The sequence below is a fragment of the Flavihumibacter solisilvae genome (assembly GCF_000814475.1).
Taxonomy (GTDB): domain Bacteria; phylum Bacteroidota; class Bacteroidia; order Chitinophagales; family Chitinophagaceae; genus Flavihumibacter; species Flavihumibacter solisilvae.
Window position 1 is genome coordinate 106,759 of record NZ_JSVC01000001.1, and the last position, 24,821, is coordinate 131,579.

The following is a 24,821-nucleotide window of genomic DNA, read 5'->3' on the forward strand; positions in this document are numbered from 1 at the left end:
AGCTGGAGGGATCTCAGCTGGCCCGGAAGTTATTCAATAAGTGAAATGGTTTCATCAGAAGCGCATACGCCAGGTAATTCCCGCGTTGGATGGATCTCCAAGGTGAATACCGCCAAAATCGTACGCATAAGAAATGTAGCGGGTATCGAAAAGATTCCGCACCCATAAGGCTGCTTCCATTTGTTTCCAGGTTACTCCCCCGCGAATATGTACAAGGTGATAGGCCGGCTGACGGATTCTGTTTGCGAGATCGAAGTAGGTTGTACCCAACCAATACCATTCCGCGCGCAGAAGGCCAGAAATTGAGTGTTTGCGCGACAATACCGGCATATACTGAACTGCAAGCAGTGAAGTTGTAGCCGGAGTAAAGACCTGCCTGTTCCCGGACAGGTCAGTTTCCGAACCCTGGGATGTTGTTTTATAATCCTGGTAACGCGAATCAGTATACGCAAAATTGTACTGGAACTGCAGTCGGCTGAAAGGCACTGCTGTAATTTCCGCTTCCATTCCACGTGAACGCAGTTTTCCGGTATTTTTTATTACAGTGATTGCATCAGGCAACTGAAGTGTAGGCACCTGTGCATCATTCACTATAGAATAAAATGCTGCCAGGTTTACCTGCAATTTCTTCTGCCACCAGTCCGACTTCCATCCCAGTTCCAGGTTGTTGCCATATTCCGGATCGTAAGGAAATAATGGAGGCTGGGAAGGATCTGAACTGAGTTCAGTTAGTCCACCTGTCCGGAACCCCCTGCTGTAGCTGAAGTAGAGATAATTTGATTCATTCGACTTATATCCTATTGAGGCGCGCGGTGAAAGTGCGGTGTAGCTGGTATGGGCTGAAGTATCCGGAAGTGTTACTATTGGTTCGGTCATGCCGTCTTTCATGTACAACCCGCTTACTTCCTTTTGCTGGCGATTGGTTTCGGCACGCAATCCTCCTCTCAGGTCCCACTTCGGATGCAGATTGTACGTTAATTCGCCGTACAATGCAGCACCTGTATTATGGGTAATACTGATATTGGTAGTTGTGAAGAGGGAATCACCTATGCCTATCAGGTTCGCATCCTGGCCAAAGCGTGTTGACTGACGAACAGGTGACTTCTGGTAATACAGGTAAAGACCGGTATTCCATTGCACGCGTGATCCTGTTCCTTCAGGTGAAGTAAGTCGCAGTTCTTCCGTTAGGACACGGGTCCTGTTCCATTCATCTCCATAATCATTGATGATAGAGATAGCATCAAGCGGCGAAAAGTCAGCATCAATAGGTTGTTGATAGATCCGTTTGTTCTGTTGAAAGGCAGTCTGACTGCTGAATCGAAATTTTTCTGCCTGGTGCATGACAGACAACGATGCGTTCAGGGTATTGTCCTGCATAGTTGTAGTTGCATTCTGGTTCAGGTGAAAGGGATTTGACAATGCTTCATCTTTGCCGATCACTAGTGGAAATGCGCCCTTGTTGTTTGCATTCAGGTGTTTGAAATTAAGATTCAACTGCCAGTTATGTGCGGGCTTATACAGCAGGTAATAGTTACCAGAGGCCATGATCTGCTTATCATAAGGCTTGCCATTGAAATCATTGGTGTAAAAGCCCCGCTGATCGTGAACCAGTCCTGCAATACCAAAATAAAGCTTCTGTTTGATTATCGGAGCTTTATAACCGGCACTCAGCCGCCATTGCCTGTTTCGCTGGCCAGCCGAGGCTTCTACAAAACCGGTCGCGTTATCAGCAGGTTTTCTGGTTACAATATTTATCACTCCACCCATTGCATTGCGCCCGAAAAGAGTACCCTGCGGTCCACGCAGGACTTCAATCCTTTCTATATCATACAAGGGAGAAATGTAAGTGTCCAGACCGAACTGGTTTACTCCATCGATATACGTAGCAACGGCAGGATCATAGGACGTTGACGTTATACCCCGGATGCTGATGACATTGCGGTTGTCACCGGGATTAGCGGAATACAAAGCGGGTGAAATCGCTGTAAGATCCCGGTTGTCCCACAACCTGAAATCCTGGACATCCCTGGCAGACAGGTGAGAAATGCCTGCCGGAACTGTTTGCAGGACTTCCTCTTTTTTCTGCGCGACCACGACTACTTCATCCAACCGTTTGCCGCTTACCGGGATGACAATATTCAGCCCATTTTCTTTCGGGTTCACTTCCACGATTGTGGCAGCATATCCTGTTGCAGTGACCTGGAGCCGTAGTTGCCTGTTGCTGATAGCCGGGAGACGAAAGTTTCCACTACTGTCGGTAATTACAAAATCGCTGCCGTTCAATACATGTACGCTGGCAGCTTCTACGGGTTCGGATTTTTCATTGAGTACACGACCCTGGATGGAACGCCCGGTCTGTGCGACCAGGCTTCCGCAATACAGGGACAAGATCATTAACAATAAAGCTTTCATTTTCCGGGTTTTCACAGTGCAGGCAGGTATTCGATTGAGGTTAAAGAAGGGGTTTTACCTGTTTCAGCAGTGGTGCGCTGCACCACAATATAGAGCGTATGCAGGCGGCCGTCGTTCACAGGCGTAACGGGAATAACAGATACGTCAGATCCGCCGGCTTTTGTTGCTGCGATTACCCGGCCATCCGGTGCATCGAGTCGAAGCTCAACGGTCGTCAGTTTCCCGCTCCCCTGCTGCCATTGCACCTGGAGTGCGCGGATATTGGTCAGGTCAACGCTGTCAACAGCGAACCAGCCCGTCTGATCATCCAGCTGCAGCCAGTTACGGCCCTCTTCAGAACCTTTGCTGAAACCTTTCATTGTAGAGAACTGGTTCGGGCGCATCCGGCTGTTCAGCAACTGAACTGACCCATTCCCCGTAAGCGGGCGGATTTTCTGATTGCCCTTATCTGTATAGGAGGCGGACAAAACCAGCGTTTGCTGCGGGTTAGTTCCTGCAGGTACAGGCACCGATCCTGTTGGAGGGAGTGTGTTCTTCTTCGCATCCTTGCCAAGCGACAGGATATATTGAACTATCATTTTGGCATCCTGCTCTTTCATATCAGGGTGTGCTGCCATCGCTACTTCGCCCCATACTCCACTTCCGCCTTTCATGATCTTTTCAGCCAGGTAAGCAGGTGCGGTCTTATCCTTTGCATAACGGTCTGCCACAGCTGTAAATGCTGGTCCCACAGACTTTTCGTTTACTTTATGGCAGGCCATACAATCGGATGAAGAGATCAGGTTTTTGCCTTGCAGCGGCTCGGACAGGATCTGGTGACCAAGTTGTGCGCGGTCAGCACTCTCCAGGAAACTTGCAGAAACAAAAAGATCAGCTGGATCAACAACCGCGGCATTACCCGGATCGGTCACTTTCACTTCATACTGTACCGGCCTTCCTGGGAAATAAAAACTCCGGTTGCCTTTCACTTGTATGTCAACTTCAGGAGCTGCATTACCGGCGTATACTTCGATTGGTGTGCTGCTTGCAGCGGCACCACCTGCATCCACAACTTCTGCATACACTTTAAAGCTGCCAATGTCATTTATTGTATATTCCAGTTCCGGCGTTTTTGTCTCCTTCACGACATTATTGATATGCCAGCGGTAGGTCAGGGCATCCTTTTCAGGATCCTTAACAGTGACTGTGGCTTTTATAGTGAGAGGAAGATTGCCGGTGGCGGGGGTAACCGATACATCGCTTATAGCTGGTTCGCGGTTGCCGGCATTGTAATCGATCCGGGCAAGGCCGGCATCGGCGTTTTTGGAAAACCAGCCACTGCCATATTCCAGGACATATATCCGTCCATCCGGGCCCATCTCCATATCAACAGGAGCATTGAATTTAAGATGGGGTACGAAAGGCTCCATTTTATCGAAATCACCGTTTTCCTTCATTGTAACGGCCATAATCCATCCACGGATCCATTCATACACGAACAATTTCTTATCATAGTATTCTGCAAGGCGTTCTTTGGTGGAATAGAGGTCGGTGTAAAAAACAGGGCCAGCCATAGCTGTTCTTCCACCTGTACCTACCTGGGGAAAATCAGATGAAGGGCCATAGGGATACCAGATGAATGCGGGTTGGGCCGGGGGCAGTTGCTGGAGGCCTGTATTATTACGCGACTCGTTAACTGGTTGTTTTGCATCAAAGGGTTTACCCGACTTTCCAGTTGTATAGTCATAAGAGACATACGGGTAATTGTTTCCAACAAAATAAGGCCAGCCAAAATTGCCTGCAGTCCGTGCCTGGTTCACTTCATCATAACCCATCGGACCGCGAATTCCAAGACTATCAATATTGGAATCCGGGCCAACTTCGCCCCAGTACAGGAAATCGTTCTTTTTATCTACGGAAATACGATATGGATTCCTGTTTCCCATCACATAAATTTCCGGTTTGGCTTTGCTTTCGTTTTTTGCAAACAAGTTGCCATCAGGAATGGAATAAGTGCCATCCTCATTAATCCTGATACGCAGGATCTTTCCGCGCAGGTCGTTTGAGTTACCGGCGCCGCGGCGGGCATCATATTGCTGGAGTCCGGGCCGGTCATCAAGGGGCGAATATCCATAAAGGTTATATTTTCCTTCCGGCTCATTGAATGGGGTCGAGTTATCGCCTGTTGACACAAATAAGGTCCTGTCTTTCCCAAAAGCGATAGATCCACCGGTATGACAACAGATATCACGTTGAACCGGAACATCGAGAATCACTTTTTCGGAAGCAAGATGAAGTGAATCATCTTTGAAAACAAAACGTGAAAGCCTGTCCACAGGGGCGCTGACCGGGCTGTAAAACAGGTAAATGAAATTGTTCTTCCCGAAATCCGGATCTGCCTGGAGGCCGAGCAGCCCTTCTTCAGAATTCACTCCCGGAGCGTCTGTTTTCCAGTATACATTCAACGATCCAACCTGGCTGGTCTTTTTCGTTGCAGATTTGTACAGCATCAATTCACCACGCCGTTGCGCAATCAGAACATCGAAGTTGGGAAGAATGGTCATCTCGGTAGGTTCGAACAGTTCGCCGAGCACCAGCTGAGTTTTTTTAAAGCGATCATTCTCGGGTACCCGGAGGGTGTGAGCTTTCTTATAGTCGAGCTCTTTCCGGTCGCCGATCGCATAACGGATACCTCCCAGAAGGTGATTCAGGTAAAGCGGGTCTGAAAAAGATTCGTTTGTATGCCCCAGGGCGGTATACCAGGCCCGGCCACCGTCGTATTCGTGGTACCAGGCAACGGGGTGGTTGTCGCCATTGGTACCACCAGTATAACTTTTTTCGTTAAGCTTCATCAGCAACTTAACACCAGGATTGAGCTTTTTGAAATTATACCATTCATCCTTACGCTTCCAGGTACGGGGCAGGTGACTGGTAGAAATGTGCGTGCTGTCGATTACCTGGAGTTCGGCCTCCTGCTGAGCCGGGTGGCTTGCGAAATAACCACCGACCAGTCGACCATACCAGCCCCAGTCGTATTCTGTATCCGTAGCAGCATGAACGCCTACATAGCCGCCGCCAGCCTGGATATATCTTTCAAAATCAGCCTCCTGGAAATTGTTAAGCACATCGCCGGTTGTTTGGAGGAATACAACGGCGTTATATAATCGAAGACTGTCTTCGTTAAATAACGCTGCGTCTGTGGTGGTGTCTACTGTAAACTGGTTTTCCTGTCCCAGTTTGCGAATAGCTTCAATTCCAGCCGGGATGGATTCGTGATGAAAACCGGCAGTTTTCGTGAAGACCAGTATGCGCGACGGACCGGAGCGTTGGTTACACGCTGCCAATACATACACGCAACAGAAAGTCAAAATGCTCAAAGCAATCCTGTTCATGATGATGATGGTGATTTTTAAGCTTTTAAAGTTAGGCCAGAAGATGTCACCAGCCGCCTATTTTTCAAATTGCCGGTGAGGGAAAAAAGTGAGCTTTACCAGGTTATTCAGAATCGGGAGCGGATTCCAGCTATCGTGAATGGACAGGGCTGCACCGAGAGCAGTAGCCTGGGGAACTTCTGCAGCGAAAATTTTGTAAGCTGGCAGGCGCTCCGCAAGCAGGCGCATGAAAATTTCATTCCTGCTGAACCCGCCATCAACATAAATGCGATTAATGGAATTGTCATTCTGAACCAGCCTTATGCAGCCGAGTTGCTGTTCTACCAGTACAGACACCAGGAAATGGTATGCTTCCTCAACAGAATTAAATATAGCTGGATTGAAAGTTTCAGGATCCGGGATTTCGCCAGGAATGGCATTACAATCTGAAAGCAAGTGCGGATCGAAGCTGATATTTTTGTAAAAGCCCTTTTTCAGGTTGAAATGAGCAGCGATGCGATCGCAAAATTTGTCGTGAAGGCGACCAGCAAATAGCCGGGCAGCTTTTACGGGATTGCCGGAATAACTCAGATAATAAAGGCAGCCGGATTCAATCTCAGCTGCAGTAAGCGGATCACTATTAAATGGATTAAGGGTGATGTTCCATGTTCCTGTTGAAACCAGGATAAACCGTGCAGGATCCAGCACCAGGTAGGGTATCAGCGCCGCTGAGCTATCATGCAACCCGATCCCGCATTGAATTGTTTTACCGTTCAGGGTAACAGGAAATGTCCTGCTGCTGTCAGCCAAGGGTGCAAGCTTTGATGAAATGCCTTCATCGCTTACCCATCGGTGGTATGCCTTTTTACTAAAATCCCATAACAAAGTGTGGCAGCCGATGCTGGTCAGATCGGAAACAGGCTGGTTGTTAACAAGCCATGACAGGTATTGGGGCAGATGAAGGCTAAAATGAATCCGGTCAAATATCCCGGGTTGCTCTCTTTTTAATCTCAACAGCTGAAGTGCCGAGTTCAGGCTTCCCAACATCGGAGATGAGACTTCCGTACAAAACTTGTCTGAACCGCCATAGATTCTCAGCAGTTCCTCCTGTAAATGCGGCGGGCAGGGTTTAAGATAATTATAGAGCGGTGTAAGTTCCCGGCCATTTTCATCGATGTGCACCAGGCTTGCACCATATGCGGAAAAATTTATAGCCTTCCAGTTGACATCATTGTTCCGTGATAGCTGGCTTATTGTTTCCGAAATATATTTTTTTAACAGGCGGATGTCTTCACAGGGAAATCCGTCTTCGTCGTTCGTCTCAGGAAATGTTACCGTTTCTTCATTCAGCACCTTATATTCTGCATCGAAGAGAAGCACCTTTTTATTGGTCTTCCCGGAATCGATGACCGCTATGACATCGGGTTTATTCATTATAATCCGGTCGCTACTGTGTGGATGCCTCTTTGTTCGGTAAGTGTGCGGCGAAGCTGCATGTCACGGAAGATCCCAAGCGGATGCAATGCGCCACCAGAGCGGAGCCGCGCTTCAGCAAGTAGTGGTCTGCAGTCGGTGCGAAAAGCGTCCTGTAAGATCTCCTGGGCTTTTACAACGTCATTTTCCTGCTGGGCATGGTAAAGGGATTGCCTGTCAACCAGCAGTGCCTGTGCATAAGCGAGAAGAATTGCTTCCACAGACTGCAGCAGGTCTTCGAGTGGATCTTTTACATTATGGCTGGCATCGATCATCCATGCCAGCTCAAGTGCATGATCCATTTTTCTTGCGTCCATTCCCTCAACTAGCTCATTGAAGATGAGAAAGAGCTGGTAAGGTTTTATCGAACCGACAGTAAGGTCGTCATCGCCATACTTGCTGTCATTGAAATGAAAGCCACCGAGCTTACCTTCCATAAGCAGCAATGAGACAATCTGCTCGATATTCGTGTTGGGATGGTGATGGCCCAGGTCGACAAGGGTGTAGGCTTTGTTGCCAAGTTTGGAAGCGAGCAGGTGCGACTGGCCCCAGTCGCCTACTGTTGTTGAATAAAAGTTCGGTTCGTACGCTTTATACTCCACCAACATTTTCCAGTCAGCAGGTAGTGCCGCATAAATCTCCTGCAGGCTTTCAAGTGTGTTCAGAAATGCGCGCCTGAAATTCAGCTGCCCGGGGAAGCATGAACCGTCTGCAAGCCACACGGTAAGCGTGTTTGAACCCAGGGCTACCCCATGCCTGATGACTTCAATATTATGTTCAATGGCCTGTTTCCTTACGGCCTTGTCTACGTGCTGCAGCGAGCCGAATTTATAACTCTGTGCCTGCCCGGGCTGGTCCTGGAAGGTATTTGAGTTCACTGCGTCGAAGCGGATCCCATATTTATCGGCAAGTGACCTGATTGAATCCGGGTGGTCGGGAATATCCCACGGAATGTGCAGTGAGATTGCGCCGCTACTGCGATTGAGCTGGTGAAGCAATGCCACATCAAGGATCTTTTCTTCAAGCGTGCCGGGTTCACCAGGTCCAGAAAACCTTCCGAATCGTGTACCCCCGGTACCCAGAGCCCAGCTGGGAATAGCAACCTGGAACGCAATTAATTTGCTGACGATATCTTCCGCAGCCGGAATATTTTCCCTGAGAAAATCAAACCGTCTTACGTGATCTTTAAGCAGGCTATCGTTATGAGCCTGGATACTTCCAGATAAAATCATAGGATAAATTTATGATTTTGCATCAGCGTACAAATGCCATTGCTACGCCGCCATCAACGTTCAGGACGTTTCCGGTTGATTTATTTAATAAGCCACCTACAAACACAAAGCAGGCATTGGCAATATCATCGGGTTCGATGATCGCGTTGAGGAGTGTCCTTCCCGCATAATATGCAGGCAGTTCTTCCACGGTCACGCCATAAGCTTTTGCCCGTCCAGCCGCCCATTCACCCTCCCAGATCTTACTGTTAAGGATCACTGCATCAGGATTAACGACATTCACACGAATGTGGTCTTTGCCAAGTTCGGCAGCATTGAGCCTGCTGAGGTGTAGCTGCGCACTCTTTGCGGATCCATAAGCGGCATTGTTGGGACCACTTACCAGGGCATTCTTGCTGACAATGTTCAGGATGTCGCCGCCGGTCTGTTGTTTCCGTAAAATTTCAACTGCCTTCTGGGTTACGAGGAATTGTCCTTTCACCAGGACATCATACAGAATATCCCAATCCGCCTCTGTATGTTCTTCCAGCGGTTTTGAAATGGATAGTCCTGCACAATTCACGACGATATCCAGTCCGCCAAAAGCCAGGCAGGATTTGTCCACCAGCGATAGTAAGCTGTTTTTATCTGTAACATCAAGGAAACCCGCAATTATATTGTCCCTGCCGAACTGTGAGATAAACGCCTGCTCAGCGCTTTCAAGCCTTTCAGCATCATTGTCATTCAAAACAATGCAGGCGCCTTCATCCGCAAATTTTTTGGCGATAGCCTTGCCGATTCCACCGGCACTGCCCGTGATAAGCGCAACTTTTCCACTCAAAGGTTTCGGCTTTGGCATCCGTTGCAACTTCGCTTCTTCCAGAAGCCAGTATTCAATATTGAATGCTTCCTGTCGTGGAAGGGAAGTGTATGTTGAAATGGCCTCTGCACCCCGCATGACATTGATAGCATTCGTATAAAACTCAGCTGCCACCCTTGCTGTTTGCTTGTCTTTTGCAAAAGTGAACATACCAATGCCGGGATAGAGTATGACAACCGGATTGGGATCCCGCATCGGCGGACTGTCCGCATGCCTGCATGAGTTATAATATTCTGTGTATTGAGCGCGGTATAAATCGAACTGGCCGGCAATTCTATTCCTTATAGCGACAGCGTCTGAAAGGTCATCACCTGGTTGCAGGTCAAGGATCAGCGGGGCGATCTTAGTGCGGAGGAAGTGATCGGGGCAACTCGTTCCCATTGGCGCCAGGCGCTGCAGGTCGTTTGAGTTAATGAATTCCAGTACCCTTTCGTTATCCGTGAAGTGACCGATCATGTGCTGCACGGACGAACATAATCCCCGAAGTACCGGTGCAACTGCTGCTGCCTGTTTCCATCGATAGGGCTCTTCAGTAGCGGGTAAATGTTGCCCTCCGAATGCTGGCTTCCGGGAATTGTCCTCAATATAACCTGCACATCGTTCGATAACCTCGAGCGTATTGAGGTAACATTCATAAGCCGTGTCGCCCCAGGTAAAGAGACCATGTGATCCCAGCATGATTCCCCTTATTCCGGGATTTTCTTCCAGGCATTGGCGAAGCCTGAGCCCGAGGTCAAAACCAGGGCGTTGCCAGTCTACCCAGCCGATTGTTCCACCAAACAGTTCCCTGGTTATGGCTTTGCCGTCTTTTGAAGCGGCAATAGCAATGGCCGCATCAGGGTGTAAGTGATCTATATGGTTAAAGGGGAGGAATCCATGTAATGGCGTATCAATAGATGGAGCTTTGGACTCAAGGTCATAAATGCAATGCTGGAAGAGACCGACCATTTCATCCTCATGTTCAATACCACGATAGACCTTTTCCAGGCTATGGAGCCTGTTCATGTATAATGCAGCAAGTCCATTCCGTTTCATGGTACCCAGGTCGCCGCCTGAACCTTTTACATACATCACCTGTGTTAAACTGCCGCTAAGCGGATCCGTCGCCATCAGCTTGCAGGATGTATTTCCCCCGCCATAATTTGTAAGACGAAGATCTTGCCCGAGCAGGTTCGAACGGTAAACGAGGAGGCCCACCTCATCTCCTTCCAGGCCAGCCGCCATTTTCTCATCCCACAGGTAGCTAACGTGTTTAAATTCTTGTGTTTGAACGGGCATATCAGTTGCTTTTTCGTGAAACTATTGAATCAGTGAATTACCATAACCTACCAGTATAACCGAAAAAATTATAACGGTAATTCCTGCTATGATTGTAAACAATGTTTTTTTGCTAACGCCTTTCCATTCTTTGAGAGTCAGTCCCCACATGGTGGAGACCAGGATGATAAATGACATATGCAGGATCCATGAACTGGCACCATTGCCGAGTTTACTTTCACCCATCCCGTAAAAGAAGAATTGCATGAACCAGGTTGCACCTGCCAGTGCAGCAAAGAGGTAATTGGAAAATAACGGTGTTGACTTATTGGAATAATCGCCAAAGGACCGGTTGCGGATATTCAAAAGCAGGCACCAGATGAAATTGGTTGTGAGGCCACCCCAGAGAATAACCACGAAGATGACATTATTCTGAAAAAGTGGGTTGGTACCTCTCGCCACGGCTTCCACCGCCATTGGCTTGCCCGCTTCTATGCCAAAATTGAAACACGCGCTAAGAATACCTGAGATAGTAGCGACCACCAATCCTTTTTTAAGGGTGAACTCGCTGATGCTTTTCTTCTTCATTTCATCGCTCAGTTCTTTTTCCTTGCGCATTCCGGCCTTTCCGCAAATTGCTATGCCAACGAGGCAGAGTAATACCCCAAGAAGGATGATGCGACCTCCGGTGGATGCCATCATATGAGTAAAACGGACCCCTTCAGCGCGGGTCAAATCGCGATAAACAGAAGGAACGAGGGCGCCAAAGGCAGAAGTGAAACCAAGGGCCACAGACATTCCCAATGACATTCCGAGGTAACGCATTGACAAGCCGAAGGTTAATCCGCCAATTCCCCAAAGCAGTCCCATCAAGTAAGTCCAGCCCAGGGTAGATACATCAGCGGAAGTGATGATCGACATATAATTGGGGATCGTCAGCCAGGCGGACAGAAAAGGTACGATCAGCCAGGAGAAGAAACCCCCTACTATCCAATAACTTTCCCAGGACCAGCCTTTTACTTTTTTATAAGGCAGATAAAAACTCCCGGAGGCAAATCCACCGATGAAATGAAATATGATTCCCATTATGGCCTGCATACCTGCAATTTAATTTGTGATGATTATTTAACTATGATGCACTGTCATGTGTTTTTAATCACACATTACCTGATCTGTTTCAATAAATTATTCCCGCTTTTTAAGGGGTATTCTTTCCCGTTCCAGACGAACGTACCTGAGGTTCCTCCGGGTAGTTTAATGTCAGCGTTCACTGATCCATTTTTTCCTATTTCGTAACTCACTTCGATTGTTCCTTTTGGATGCGGCATTTTTCCAGTCAGCCTGGAAAGTTTCCCCGGATGAGGTGCTATCCTGATCCTGTTGAATCCGGGTGCATCTGAATCAATACCCAGCACAATCCTGAAGAATTCTATGTTTGGACTTGACCCCCATGCATGGCAATCGGATCTTGACTTGTATATGTCACTCATCTCTGCCCATGTTGTCATACCATACTTCAGATTTTCTTCCCAGATATCGAGCCTTTCGAGATACAAGTTTCCAAAACCGGCCCTGCAAAGTGCCTGGTTAACGTAATACAGGAAGTAAATAGTTGCCTTCGAAAGCGAAGCATCATTCATGAGTTTGTTGGCAACGGACTTCGTTTCTGCCGCTGTTGTAACCCCAGTCAGTATAGCGAGTGTATTTACATGTTGCGAATACGTGTCTTTGTTACGGCTATCTGAAAACATATTTTTTGCAGCATCCCAATACGTACTGCGGATAGTTCTTTTTAGTGCATTAGCCTTACTGCTGTAATGTTCCGCCATGCCTTTCATGCCAAGGCCGGCTTCCAATCTGGCAGCGAGTTGGAATGCCCAGAGTAACTGAAGGTCAACTGCAGCGGAGCAGCCATCTTTCCCTTTGGGCGCCATTCCGCTTTCCCAGCCTGTTTCGCTGGTCCAATCGGTAAATACCCAGTAGGGTGGGTTTTTCAATCTGCCGTCCACCTGTTGGATTTTTTCAAAAAAGGAAAGCACCTGCCTGATACCCGGGAGCATAGAGCGAATAAATGCTTCATCATTACGATACATCCAGTAATCATGTATCATGCCTATCCACCAGAAGGAAAAAGTCGGTATTTGTTGAGCATTGCGCGTAGGGTAGCGACTGAGGGTTATACCTTCTGCCATCCGGGACCAGTCCAGTTGTTCTATTGCATTCCGCATGAGCCGGTCATCCCCACTGTTATATAAAGAGACGAGGGCCTGGATGCGGGTATCGCCGAGGTATTGCAACTGTTCATAATAGGGGCAATCCATATATGTTTCAACTGCGCATAATCTTGCAGTTCGCCAGCCGGTCTCAAGAATCCTGTCATGCAGTTCGTTTCCCGAACTGAAACTGGCATTGAACCTGAAGGGATAGCCGGTAAATACATTGAAGAGAGAATCAATCCGGATACCCTGTGTTGCGGTTTCAATTTCCAGCTGCACGTAACGAAAAGTCCTCCAAGCCAATGGGACGAATGATTGCGACTGCGAACCATCCGAGATGCAGAGATCCTTCACTCCCACCATTCGTTTCCCCTCAACTTCATTCCTGTCACCCTTTGCGATATGCTCTTTCCATTTTGTGCTATCCTTTTCCGGTACGTATAGTGCTTCTGCATAGGTAAGCGTGAGTTTCGCATCCTTCCCCCCCTGGAAATGCAGGTTTGGATAAGCGTTGGTCAGGAAACCCTGGTCGAATATTAGTGAGGCTTTCGTGTTTGCTGGAATTTCGAGCGGAGACCTGCCTTCAACGAACCCTTCTGTAGAACGGATATTAACTGATTTTCTAACCGCATTAAACTTTTGACTTTTCAATTCCATTTGAGGAAGGGCTGAAGGTACCAGCATCCAGCCATCGGCATAGGAAAAAACATTTTTAGGGAGGCCCTTGTATCCGGCCTCGGCATCCTGCCAGTGACTATCATCAAAATTGCCACTCATCCAGCCTTTGGGTGAACGACTGTTTTCGACCCTATCGCCCGGACCAGCAACATAGTAGGCGTAAATGAGATCGGGTGTAAGGGGACTGTATCCTTTGTCTACCGTTGCTTTCCAGGTCGCGTTCGTATTGCACACGGCCTCGGTCGCGCTATTGCCCTGGAGAATAAATCCAGGCTGAAAAGTAATCTGGGCTTCCGGCGCCCTGGATGCGAAATACCAGACCGTTGCAGATAACGTATTATTCCCTTCTTTCAGCAATGGGGCGAGATCTACTGTTTCAAAATTCCAATGATACAGGTCTCCGCGGGCGGGTCCCAGTGAAACCAGCTTTCCATTTACATACAATTTGTAACGGTTATCGGCGGAAACATGAACAATAAAGGTCGAGGGACGCTTTTCCAGCCTGAACGACTTCCTGAAATGAAATACGCCGTAATCATTTCGCGAAACGTCCTTTGGCGTTATCCAGTTAGCATCCCATTGCCTGTTCAGGATGGAATCAGCTGGTTTTTGTGCAACTGCGCAGATTGTACAGCAGAGGAAAAAAGTGACCAGGTTAATTTTATACATATGGCTTGCAAGTGAATAGGTGAATGGAGTCACTTATCATATTACCCTAATTTAAATAACAAAGGGCTTGGAAGATCGGCAGGAGCGAATTTTACCTACAGCACAGTACAGGACAGTTTGATTTTATTTGTAATTTCCTATTTTACGATTGCCTGAATGTTTGCCACATGTCAACTGTTTTTAATATTGAGGATGATAAAAAAACTCCGAAGTACATGCAGATCGTACGTTCGGTTACTGATGCGATTCGTGAGGGAAAACTTAAGAAAGGTGATCCCATATTATCCATCAATGAACTAAGTGATGAATTCATCTTGTCCCGAGATACCGTGCAGAAGGCGTATATGCATCTGCGCAAACAGGGATATTTAGTATCAGTAAGGGGAAAGGGATTTTTTATTAATCGTACAGATGTAGCGACTCCTTTCCGCATCCTGCTTTTATTCAACAAGATCAGCAATTATAAAAAGCAGATCTACAATGCATTTGTTCATGCGATGGGCGAACAGGCGGTGATAGATTTGAAGATCCATCACTCGAACGTCAGGCTGTTTGAGAGCTTTGTGATCAATCATCAATTCGAATACGACTACTATGTGATCATGCCGCATTTTTATGATCAGCCGGAAATTGTGGAAGCCATAATAAAAAAGATCCCGGCGGAAAAGCTGATTATTCTCGATAAGGATCTCACAAATAACTATAGCAAATACGCCGGAGTTTACCAGGATTTCAAAAACGATATTTACCAGGCGCTTGAGTCAGGACTTGACCTGATTAGAAAATACAACCGGCTCGTGCTGGTTTATCCTAAAATGGTACCGTATCCACCGGAAATCAAGATCGGGTTCCGGTTCTTTTGTTCACACCACCAGGTTGATTATACTATCATCCCCGAGCTGGAGGAGGGAATGGATGCGGAGAAAGGAACTGCCTACATCGTAATAGAAGAGACCGACCTTGTTAACCTGATAAAAAATTGCCGGTCACAAAAACTTGTGATCGGCAAGGACATTGGGATTATTTCCTATAATGAAACTCCGCTGAAAGAAATTTTGCTTGACGGTATTACGGTAATTTCAACAGATCATGTGAAAATGGGTGAAAATGCAGCCCGGATGATCCTCGATAAGAAAAGGGAAAAGGTTAAGAACCCTTTTATGCTGATCCGGCGAAACTCCTTGTAAACTCAGTAAATGCCTGCCCACGATAGGTGTCTGGAAAGGGCCTGCAAAGGGTCTGCTAAGGGCCTGCAAAGGGCCGGCTCGTCTTCTCCCTATCTGCATTCTAGCTGCAGGAAGAAACTGATCACTGACCCGGCATGTTCATTTTTTTGAAACCCGTAACATCAACTGACTTACCATCTTTATGAACTTTGGTCGCTACCAGGGTGGCTTTTTCTTTCGAGTCCTTTTCCGTTACCTCCATTTTCATCATTACGCCGCTGAGTCCATAGGTGTTGATGGGACTCGAATTGTCCTGGTTGCCCATAATTTCACCGAAACTTTTCGCAAAGGCCGCACCGTCGATACCCAGGTCTTTTGTAACCCATACCAGGGATTCGGATTTATTGGTTTTGATCAGGTACTGCTCGCAATTATAACCGAGGATTTTCTCAGTTTTACCGGTTTTGGTTATGACTGGTTTTTCGCTATCCGGGTTTTCTGTTTTGGACTTCATTTTCTCCTTCATCTTCTTCAGGTCCATTACCATGTACATTTTTTGGGCAGGCATAATGTTCACAGCTGCCTGGTTTTTCATATCATAGACCATGAAAAAGGCGGACTGTCCGCCCATTTCGACGCCGCTGTACTGGTTGTCGGCAAACCACATTGTCATTTCATTCGGACCTGAATTGCTGCTGTTGCTCATCGAATAGGTGATACCTGATTTAAAGTTGAAATCTTTATACTCCTGGGAAAAACCCGAGCATACAAAGACCACCTGCAATAATGCGAAAAGCAAAAAGGAGCGCTTCATAATATGATGTTTTTCACAATTTATATAATTCCGGTGATCAGGCCATTTCCATTTGCGGAGCGGGATTGACTGAAGACATTTTTGATTTAATCAGCCTGTGGACGCGGAAAATCAGGAAGATGCTGACGAGGGTAATTGTCATAACGACATATCCGACCGTGTTATAATGTTCGAGTGGGCTATATTGGTCTTTTTGTGCAACGATCATACCTGCTACCGCTGCTGCGACCCCGCCGGCGATCTGCTGCAATGAGCTGTTGATACTCATGAATGCACCACGGTCCTGCATTTCAGGAATTGCACTAACCAAAGCGGTTGATGGAACCATGCGGCTCATGATGCCGATCATCATCAGCACATTAAAAGTCACCACGATCCAGAATGAAATTGGCGGAAGGTTGGTATAAATTCCTACCATAACCATCATCCATACCGATGCAAATGCGAATAGTTTGAATTTGTCGATCTTGTCGCTTAGCCGACCTACCAGCGGCATGACAACAAGGGAACTGATACCAGCGATCATGAAAAGTTCAGGTAATTCCTGTTGACTAATTCCAAGGTTATTTACTGAGTAAGCACTTCCGAAGGGCATCATCATGAATCCGCCAATAGACAGCAATGCGGTGGCGGTAAATCCAATCCGGTAATGCCTGTTGGATATAGTATGAACCAGGTGGATTATCGGTGAACGGTCATGTTGTACGGCAAGGTGCGAAATGACTGGCTTAAGCCCAAACCCGATGAGTGTGGCGACAACGACAGCGAGGGCAGCCACCATCCAGAAAGGTGCTTCCCAGCCCCAGGCGTTGGCCAGGTACAGGCCGATGGGAATACCAAGCACCTGGCTGGCACCGAATCCCATCTGTACAAAACCCATTACCCTGCCCCGCTGTTGCAGCGAAAACAGGTCGGTGATTATGGCCATTGAAATCGACCCGATCACTCCCCCGAAAAGGCCGGTAATGATCCGTGCAGCTACAAGGGCAGGATAGCTTTGTGCGAGTCCGCAAAAGACGGTCCCCACAATAAATCCTGAATAGAAGAACAACAATAATTTCTTACGGTCAAATTTGTCGGCGAACCCCGCTGTAAGCAGTCCAGAGATTCCTGCACTGAAAGCATATGCAGAAACAGCAAAACCGAAATCTTGAGGTTTCAGCTTTAGCGATTTCATGAGCAGATCACCGAGCGGTGACATGACCATAAAATCGAGGATGACAGTAAACTGTGTTACTGCCAGGATGAATATGACAAACTTCTGGTAACGAGTCATCGCGGGTACATCCGCTTTCTTTGTTTCCATGGGTCTCATAACGTTTTGGTACCGAAAATGTTGAATTAGCTTTTCCTCAATCTTTCTATTTCTGCAATGAATTTATCCGCAACTAATTGGAAGCCGCTGTTGGTCGGATGGATCTCATCGAACCAGCTGTCGCGGGGCACGAGTCCGCGCACATCAATGTAGGTGATCCTGTTTGGAAATCGTTGCACTGCGACCTGGAGGCGATCGTTGAACTGATCGACCATGAAACTGATCAGCTGTTCCCTTTCAGCCTGCGGTTCAATTTTCTTTTCAATCATGTATTTGCCCAGCCAGCTTGTTTTTTTAGGTTCTGCAGTTGTGTTAACAGGGATAATATAATCATAACTATGTGTGAGTATATGTATCTGTGGATGGGTGTTAAGTAATTCAGCAAACATTTCGATGTACCAGTCCTGGAGCTTGTCCAGCTTATTGAAAAATGTTTCGTTCAGGTATCGTCGTGGTGTATTGTCATTCGCATCCGGAGTTTCTCTCAACGATCCCCTGAACTGTTCACCGAGAATATCGTTACCACCGCCGCTTACCAGGAAGAAGTCAGCCTTTTCACGGTTCAGGGCCGGCAGGTACTCTCTTTTTTTCATATAGTTTTCCAGGGTATCGCCTGCTTCTGAAAAACTGCAAACAGCATACAGCCTGTACAGATGATCAAGGATATCCCTCACCAGGATGGGATATTGGAACCATGAATCACCTTCTGCAACGATCCGCAGTTTTCCGGTTGCTTTCAGTTTCTGGTAAAGCTTTCTCCTGTGCATGGTTTCGATCGTATTGGCAAGCCACAATTTGACATCACCCCAAAGTCCACGCTGTTCCTCCGGAAGTTTAATTCCCTCCTTAAGAACGAGCTTTGTTGGCTGTCCGTTTTCGTCCGATACCAGATCGTAATACAAACCGGCAGCAAACCAGGCCATGTCTTCGTTGTTCAACATCGCCTGGAGGGAAGCGGTATCGGGAAGGTTATATACGGGGTTCTTGTAAAGGAGGTGAAGCGGCTGGGTAGTCCAGCCGGTAAAGCTTACCACTTCCTTGTCAATCTCGAGTCCCCTGGTTTCCAGCGACAATGATTTAGGTTTGTTGAGCGTTACCGGTGGAGGCAAGGGCCCCAGTACAAGTTCTTCAGCGTTGAACAGGTCAGTACTGGCAATGAATTTAACAGACTCGACACTTACTGGCCAGTTGTATTCTTTTACAAAATCATCAAGCGAGTATGGGATTGTCGACTTACCATTAATGCTTAGTTTGAACGATTCACCAGCTGCCAGCAGCTTCACCCTATCAGGAACAAGATCAAGAAAGCAGCGGAATGCATTTGTGAGGTAAACTGCAGCCACATAGAGACGCTGATCGCTTTTATTGTGAACTGTAATTTCTATTGCGCCTGCCCATTTGCCGTTCACATTTTCATATTCTAGCGTTACTGTATCAGCGTTAGGTTCAAGCTGCACTTTATCTTTATTATTCAAAACGCGGTTTACAGTGATCTCCAGGGGTCCGGTTACATTAGGGGCATCACGGTTTTCCAGCTGTCGGATAAAATGCCAGCGGGATATATGACGAAGCTGTTCGACTAGAGGATCAACATCATCTTCACCAACAAATGAAACAGGCTGAACAAGAGGTCGGAATTGATCACCGGGACGAGTTAGGATAGCTTCGCCACCCCTGATGTGAAGCGTATAGTCAGCAGCACGGGTAAATGTTCCGTCGGTTCCCTGGAATTCAAAATGCCCACCTGATTTCGCGATCAGTTTTTCAACCAGTGATTCGAGGTCACTCGGGTTGCCGTTGACATTATTCAGCTCCAGGTAGATCTTTTGTGACATCAGTCCGCTTACGGTCGCTTTCAGGACGCTGTTCTTATCCGCCTCGAAAGGAATTTTTATCCTGGAAAAGTCGATGAATACTTCTTTAATCACCGCCTCGTGTAAACGCAAGGGGTCTTCAGGATCATGGATTGTGACCTTCGACTGTTTATCCACGCCGTGAATAGCACCGACATTAAGTTGCCAGCCTTCTGCGTCGTTATAAGTTGCTTCCGCGAAGCCGATCGATGGATCAATTTTCCTGTTAAGGAAACCGGCCGACAAAAGCCGTTCAGCCTGGGTTGAGGTGTAGATCCGTGGCGTCTGCTCAAAACCAAAACGCAGGTACTGACGGATACGGTTTGCCAATGTATTGTAGGAGATGTTGCCACCGCTTGATTCCAAAACTTTAATTAGAGCTTTCGTGAATACTCCTTCACCATTCACCTCAACTGCTGACTGGTCACTTTCACAAGCGGCAAATTGAACATGCACTCCTTCAGGCAGAAACCCTTGTGCCTTGCCGTTCATTACGCTAGTGACATCAATGGACTTGCCAAAGATGAATTGCTCCCAGTTTCTTTCCGGAAAAGCTCCGGACGGGCGGTTTTCATTTACAGCGAGCCTGCGGATCACTTCCGAATCTGCGGAATAAGCCGCTTCAATCAATGCTGCATTCCTGGTGTTGTCACCCGAATGACAGCAATCAAAAATGGTTACAATGTGTGCGCCGGTCTTTTCATACAGTTTATGAATAAGGAATCGCAGCTCCTTATCTGTAAGCAGAAATTCAGCGGCGCTGCTTGTGCCTCCGTCATGACATACAAGACATTCGAGGGTGCGGTCGGATTCGTCCCACATTTCACCGGCTTCTTCCAGCGTACCATGGCCGGAGTAATAAACAAGGATGGTGTCATTGCTTCCTGCCTGCGACAGGTGTACTTCAAATGCACTGATGAATGCCGGCCTTGAGGCCAGTTCATCAGTCAGTTTCAGGATGTTCCGTTCATTGGTCAGGCTATTGAGCCATGCTTCAACAGTCTCCACATCATGAATGCATCCCTTAAGTTTCCGGATCCGGTCATAGTTGTTTATTCCCACTAGCAACCCGAAGATCCTGCCTTCAGTTGTTGTTTCCTGTCCGTTCAGGCTAAGGTTCTCGAAATCATTTGGATTGTACCCTTCGTTATCCGTTGCTTCTGTGGAAATTTCCCGTAATGATTTTGAAACCGGGAATTCTGACTCAATTTCCTCTTCTGAGTGGAGAGCAACTTTTTCTTCCTGTAATGACTTTGTTGCTGTTGCCGCCGTAAATGAAGAAGCCTTAACACCGGCCACCAGTTTATCCCAATCAAATGCAGGACCGATGTCCCACTTTCCGCTGCTGCGGTAATTGACATGACTGACTATTCCTTTGAAACCGAGGACATCATTGGTGGTGATGAACCGTTTGTCCTCAGGAAGAAATTCCCGCGGAATATTATACCGGGCGGTCAGATAACGCATCAATATGATGGTGCTTTCAAGCTGCTGGTCAGTAAAAGAAGCATAGTGGGTCAGTCCACGAAAAGGCGAGTTTATTTGCCGGAAGGCATTATTGTTCTGAAGACTGCAGTATAGGTCTTCCCTGCCGGGCTTGCCGGTTTTAGGGTCGCGGAGACGGGAATAGATGGTTTCAAGGTTTCCGTCTTTTTCTACCAGGTAGCCGTAATTGGAGATTTCAATACCAATTGTCGCCTTGTCCTGGCTGTTTCCTGTACCGGCGTTCCCAACTCCGGCGCCAATGTGACCAGACCAGTATTTAGAAGGAAAAAGCTGGTAGATGGTTCCATCGCGTGCTATAACGAACGCAACAGAAACATGCCGGTCCTGCTGGGTCAGGCTTAGCATATCGGACCGGATATTACCGGCTGTGAAATGCAGAACGATCCTTTCCTTCGGGTGTTCGGCTGCGAAAAAATAGTTGGAGCGGCCTGGTTTATAAAGGCTGCCGTTCAATACAAGAGATTCACCGGGGACTTCAAGGGAAAATCGTTTCAGCAGCGGGCCTGCTTCCCTGTTGAATGTCGATTCGATCTGTGGCAATGTATCGAAGCGCATGAGTTATTTATTTACATGGTGAAGTAAAGGGCAGGGAGCAGGGTTCGGTTGGATAATTAAATTTACTTCTACCTATGTTAATCTCAAACGGGATTTTTCCCATTACGCTGCCAGAAATTTTCAAACAGGGTACTGATTCCTGTTTCGTAGGCCGTCGGCTTTACTCCGAATGCATTTTCAAATTTCGTTGAATCAAAAACGTAGTCAAACTGGTATTGGTAATACAGTTCAACGGTTTCCCCGACTAAAGGATTCATTAAGCCAAATGCCTGCAACATAAGTTTGCGAACTTCGAAATACCGGGGATTTGTATGGAAAATCTTTGCGGCAAGCGCAATGAAATCTTTTCCGGTCATAGCTTTTTCGGTGGGAACATGCCACACCTGGTTACCTGAAGACGGTTGCTGACCGAGCAGGTACATGGCCTTTCCCGCATCGGGCACATAAGTAAGTGAGTGCAGTGTGTCAGCATTTCCCATCCACATTGCTTTCTCTTTCTTTGAAAATTTCTGCAACACCATTGTATCAAAAAAGGAGTTCAATGATTCTGCGCCGTAAAAATCTGCGGCCCGGGCAATAGTTCCATTGATGTTACCGGATTTAGATTCGTCCAGCAGTTTGCGTGCAATACGTGCACGGATCTCTCCCTTAACCGATTTGGGATTGTATGGCGTCTCTTCAGTCATGGGGCCTTTCACGTGGCCGTACATGTATACGTTATCGAAGAAAATAAGGCGGGCGCCGGTTTCTTTCGCAGCGGCGACCAGGTTATCCATAATCAGGGGCCATTCGGCGGACCAGATCTTTTTGTTGTATTGAAGACCGGCGCACATGTAGATCACTGTTGCGCCTTTTGTTGCGGCAAGAGTTTCCTTCAGATCTTTCAGATCAGCTTTTTTCCATTCGACTGTTGGGAAAGCGGTAACAGGTTTCCTGCTCACCAGCATGGGGGCAATACCGTTCTTCAGCAATTCCTTTGTCAGTTCGTTTGATACCGGTCCACCGGCTCCAAGTACAATCTGCATGATTTCTGATTTTGACATGCAAGCTAGCAACACGACCCAGCGCAATACGTTAACAAAGGATAAGAAAAAATCAGGAGGCCAGTTTTTGTTTTGACCTGCTTTCGTGGATGCGTTTGCGGATCCGTGAAAGCGAGACAGCGGTAACACCCAGGTAATTGGCCAGGTAATGCTGGGGAATGCGGTTCAGGAAATGAGGCTGTTCATCGATCAGTCGCTTGTAACGCTCTTCAGGCGTCTGGGTGAGGAATGAAAAGACACGTTCTTCGTAACAGCAGATGAGATATTCAGCGATCATCCTGCCGAAATGTTCCATGGCAAATGATGTGCGTTCATCTGCCAGGAGTTGCTGCAGGCTGTCATAAGTAAAGCATATCAGCTGCGAATCCTCCATTGCGTCGATGGAAATTATGCTGGGCGTGCGCTTCAGAAAAGAACGGTATGACGACATGAGCTCATTCTGGAAACAGAAATAATTGGAAAGTTCGATGCCATCTTTAACAAAAAAGAAACGGAGGGACCCCTGCAGGATAAATCCAACTTCATTGCAAACTTTGTCTCCTGAAACAAATAGTTCCTTTTTCTTAATGCTTTTCAGGTAAAGCAGGGAGGCTATCAGATCCCACTGCTCATCCGAAAATTCAACAAACTTTGTCAGTTGTGCCCTGAATTGCCTGAGTTGAAGGGCTGTTGGTGATTGCATGACCAAAGATAGAAAAGTCAAATGGTGAACAGGTGAATAAGTGATTGCCCCCCTCCTCAGACCCCAACGATCTCCCTTTCATTAAGTTTTACGTCGGTGGAAATGCTTCTTGCGATGAGGGCAAAAAGAAGCCCCGTGTGAATACACGGGGCGAAACGATAAATAAACGCTCAATTAAAACTAACTGCCAGAGAAATCAGTATCCGGGGTTATTCGGTCTTAAGTTCTGGTTGTTCTGCATTTCCGATGTCGGAAGCGGGAACAACAGGTGTTTTTCCTGGAGAGTTGCTCCGTTACCGGGGAAACTGTGACCAACGAAGCTGTCGAATCCTTTGGTTGTGGTATTGAACACCTTCTTCAGGCGAACCATATCGAACCAGGAAACACCTTCAAAGCACAGCTCGTACCAACGCTCACGCCATACTGCCTGGCGGAACTCATCCTGCGTAAAGGTTGTGGGTGTTGTCAGATTTGCACGATCGCGGATTGCTTTCAGGGCGGCAACCGCATCAGCATTGGGAGAACCACCTGCTTCGTTCTGTGCTTCTGCATAAGTCAGCAACACTTCAGCGTAACGGAGTTGGTTCCAGTTCAGGCTGCTGTTACCAGTACCCGGGCGACCAGAAGTACCATGACCAACAGAATCGAAATGTTTATAAATGTACAATGATGAAAGGTCCCTGAGTGCACCATCTCCTTTGTCAAAATAGCTGGTATAGAAGAATCCTACCCTTTCAGCTGTGCGCAGGTCACCTGCTTCATAGCTGTCGTAGAATGCTTTCACGGGCACCATGGAACCTACTTCAGTACCGAACTTTGAAATATCCTTGAAGTTAGGCAGCATAATAGCCTGCATCGGGTTATCGGCAACACCAACCAGGTATTGGATCTGGAAGATCTGTTCACCTTTATTCTCCATTGATGGGTTGTGCAGGTCAGCATATTTCGTGAAAAGGCTGAAGGCGTTACTGTTAATAACTTCCAGTGCCTTGTCAGCTGCAAGCTGGTAATGTGAAGTACCCTTTTTCAGCGGTTCTCCAGCCATAGTGAGGTACACTTTAGCCAACAAAGATTTCACTGCACCAAGCGACGCCCGGCCAGATCCGTCTGTCATGCCAAGCCCGGATTCTTCTGCAGTTTTGAGATCCTGCACGATGAGGTTGTAAACCTCTTCCTGGCTTGCGCGTGTCGGATAAAAATCAGGAGAGGAGGTTGTTTGAGGTTTTGTGATCAAAGGCACATCACCCCAGAGACGAACGAGATAGAAATAAGAATATGCACGGAGGAAATAAGCTTCACCCAGGATTTTCTTTTTCTGAGCTTCATCCATCGGTTGGATGCCCGGCACATTCTCGATCACCAGGTTTGTCTGTGCAACAAGGTTGTACAAACCATTCCACCAGTTATTCACGAAAGCATTGTCACCATTATATGCAAGACCGAGCAGGTTGTTCAGGTCAGAATTCTGACCTGTTTCAGTACCTACCGTTCCGGTAACGGCGTCAAGCATCTGGAAGTTGTTGGCGAAGATTCCCGTACCACCGCCAATGAAGCGGGTCTGGGCATATGCCGCTGCAATGGCAGCGGTTGCGTGTTCGGGAGTGGTATAATAATCATCAGGATTCAGGTTAGAGGGATCTGGTCCTGCATCCAGGAATTTTTCGCAGCCGGTTGACGCCATCAGCGTAAATCCGATTAAGGCTAATGATATTTTTCTGTTTATATTAAAACGCATGTTCTT

General features: G+C 47.3%; 14 protein-coding genes. 1 reads left to right on the forward strand and 13 read right to left on the reverse strand.

Going from position 1 to position 24,821, the window contains the following annotated elements:
* Window positions 1–54: 54 nt before the first annotated feature.
* From OI18_RS00425 to OI18_RS00455, 7 genes are all read right to left on the reverse strand, one after another.
* The gene (locus OI18_RS00425) at window positions 55–2,412 is read right to left on the reverse strand and encodes a TonB-dependent receptor (protein ID WP_152616684.1); all 2,358 of its coding nucleotides are present in this window, start codon (window positions 2,410–2,412) and stop codon (window positions 55–57) included.
* Window positions 2,413–2,423: 11 nt separating this feature from the next.
* A complete protein-coding gene (locus tag OI18_RS00430; RefSeq protein ID WP_039136058.1) occupies window positions 2,424–5,783 on the reverse strand; it encodes a ThuA domain-containing protein in 3,360 nt (1,119 codons plus the stop codon).
* Between the two features lie 57 nt (window positions 5,784–5,840).
* A complete protein-coding gene (locus OI18_RS00435; protein WP_039136060.1) occupies window positions 5,841–7,196 on the reverse strand; it encodes an FGGY-family carbohydrate kinase in 1,356 nt (451 codons plus the stop codon).
* On the reverse strand, window positions 7,196–8,467 hold the full coding sequence (locus OI18_RS00440) for a sugar isomerase (RefSeq protein ID WP_039136063.1): 1,272 nt from the start codon (window positions 8,465–8,467) through the stop codon (window positions 7,196–7,198). Before OI18_RS00440 ends, OI18_RS00435 begins: the two co-directional genes overlap by 1 nt.
* A gap of 22 nt (window positions 8,468–8,489) precedes the next feature.
* Window positions 8,490–10,604: a bifunctional rhamnulose-1-phosphate aldolase/short-chain dehydrogenase gene (locus tag OI18_RS00445; RefSeq protein ID WP_039136065.1), complete on the reverse strand. Its 2,115-nt coding sequence runs from the start codon at window positions 10,602–10,604 to the stop codon at window positions 8,490–8,492.
* Between the two features lie 21 nt (window positions 10,605–10,625).
* Entirely contained in the window at window positions 10,626–11,681 is a 1,056-nt protein-coding gene (gene rhaT, locus OI18_RS00450; RefSeq protein WP_039136069.1) for an L-rhamnose/proton symporter RhaT, read from the reverse strand.
* A gap of 65 nt (window positions 11,682–11,746) precedes the next feature.
* Window positions 11,747–14,146 carry an alpha-L-rhamnosidase-related protein gene (locus OI18_RS00455; RefSeq protein WP_039136583.1) on the reverse strand — a complete coding sequence of 800 codons (2,400 nt, stop codon included), beginning with the start codon at window positions 14,144–14,146 and terminating at the stop codon, window positions 11,747–11,749.
* Between the two features lie 167 nt (window positions 14,147–14,313).
* Between OI18_RS00455 and OI18_RS00460 the strand changes: the two genes are divergently transcribed.
* Complete coding sequence (locus tag OI18_RS00460) at window positions 14,314–15,333, forward strand: GntR family transcriptional regulator (RefSeq protein ID WP_039136070.1); 1,020 nt, start codon at window positions 14,314–14,316, stop codon at window positions 15,331–15,333.
* Between the two features lie 121 nt (window positions 15,334–15,454).
* Here the strand turns inward: OI18_RS00460 and OI18_RS00465 are convergent, their stop codons facing one another.
* From OI18_RS00465 to OI18_RS00490, 6 genes are all read right to left on the reverse strand, one after another.
* A complete protein-coding gene (locus OI18_RS00465) occupies window positions 15,455–16,126 on the reverse strand; it encodes a DUF4412 domain-containing protein (RefSeq protein WP_039136072.1) in 672 nt (223 codons plus the stop codon).
* 37 nt (window positions 16,127–16,163) lie between these two features.
* Entirely contained in the window at window positions 16,164–17,432 is a 1,269-nt protein-coding gene (locus OI18_RS00470) for an MFS transporter (RefSeq protein ID WP_039136074.1), read from the reverse strand.
* Window positions 17,433–17,467: 35 nt separating this feature from the next.
* Complete coding sequence (locus tag OI18_RS00475) at window positions 17,468–21,355, reverse strand: caspase family protein (RefSeq protein WP_039136076.1); 3,888 nt, start codon at window positions 21,353–21,355, stop codon at window positions 17,468–17,470.
* Window positions 21,356–21,438: 83 nt separating this feature from the next.
* A complete protein-coding gene (locus tag OI18_RS00480; RefSeq protein ID WP_039136585.1) occupies window positions 21,439–22,380 on the reverse strand; it encodes an NAD-dependent epimerase/dehydratase family protein in 942 nt (313 codons plus the stop codon).
* 70 nt (window positions 22,381–22,450) lie between these two features.
* On the reverse strand, window positions 22,451–23,080 hold the full coding sequence (locus OI18_RS00485) for a Crp/Fnr family transcriptional regulator (RefSeq protein WP_052272734.1): 630 nt from the start codon (window positions 23,078–23,080) through the stop codon (window positions 22,451–22,453).
* Window positions 23,081–23,276: 196 nt separating this feature from the next.
* Window positions 23,277–24,815: a RagB/SusD family nutrient uptake outer membrane protein gene (locus OI18_RS00490; protein WP_039136079.1), complete on the reverse strand. Its 1,539-nt coding sequence runs from the start codon at window positions 24,813–24,815 to the stop codon at window positions 23,277–23,279.
* Window positions 24,816–24,821 lie beyond the last annotated feature (6 nt).

What these genes read in the sequence shown, in the direction of transcription:
- OI18_RS00460 (WP_039136070.1), top strand. Translation starts at nt 14,314, where the DNA reads ATGTCAACTGTTTTTAATATTGAGGATGATAAAAAAACTCCGAAGTAC.
- OI18_RS00455 (WP_039136583.1), bottom strand. Translation starts at nt 14,146, where the DNA reads ATGTATAAAATTAACCTGGTCACTTTTTTCCTCTGCTGTACAATCTGC.
- OI18_RS00470 (WP_039136074.1), bottom strand. Translation starts at nt 17,432, where the DNA reads ATGGAAACAAAGAAAGCGGATGTACCCGCGATGACTCGTTACCAGAAG.
- OI18_RS00425 (WP_152616684.1), bottom strand. Translation starts at nt 2,412, where the DNA reads ATGAAAGCTTTATTGTTAATGATCTTGTCCCTGTATTGCGGAAGCCTG.
- OI18_RS00490 (WP_039136079.1), bottom strand. Translation starts at nt 24,815, where the DNA reads ATGCGTTTTAATATAAACAGAAAAATATCATTAGCCTTAATCGGATTT.
- OI18_RS00435 (WP_039136060.1), bottom strand. Translation starts at nt 7,196, where the DNA reads ATGAATAAACCCGATGTCATAGCGGTCATCGATTCCGGGAAGACCAAT.
- OI18_RS00485 (WP_052272734.1), bottom strand. Translation starts at nt 23,080, where the DNA reads ATGCAATCACCAACAGCCCTTCAACTCAGGCAATTCAGGGCACAACTG.
- OI18_RS00475 (WP_039136076.1), bottom strand. Translation starts at nt 21,355, where the DNA reads ATGCGCTTCGATACATTGCCACAGATCGAATCGACATTCAACAGGGAA.
- OI18_RS00440 (WP_039136063.1), bottom strand. Translation starts at nt 8,467, where the DNA reads ATGATTTTATCTGGAAGTATCCAGGCTCATAACGATAGCCTGCTTAAA.
- OI18_RS00465 (WP_039136072.1), bottom strand. Translation starts at nt 16,126, where the DNA reads ATGAAGCGCTCCTTTTTGCTTTTCGCATTATTGCAGGTGGTCTTTGTA.
- rhaT (WP_039136069.1), bottom strand. Translation starts at nt 11,681, where the DNA reads ATGCAGGCCATAATGGGAATCATATTTCATTTCATCGGTGGATTTGCC.
- OI18_RS00480 (WP_039136585.1), bottom strand. Translation starts at nt 22,380, where the DNA reads ATGCAGATTGTACTTGGAGCCGGTGGACCGGTATCAAACGAACTGACA.
- OI18_RS00445 (WP_039136065.1), bottom strand. Translation starts at nt 10,604, where the DNA reads ATGCCCGTTCAAACACAAGAATTTAAACACGTTAGCTACCTGTGGGAT.
- OI18_RS00430 (WP_039136058.1), bottom strand. Translation starts at nt 5,783, where the DNA reads ATGAACAGGATTGCTTTGAGCATTTTGACTTTCTGTTGCGTGTATGTA.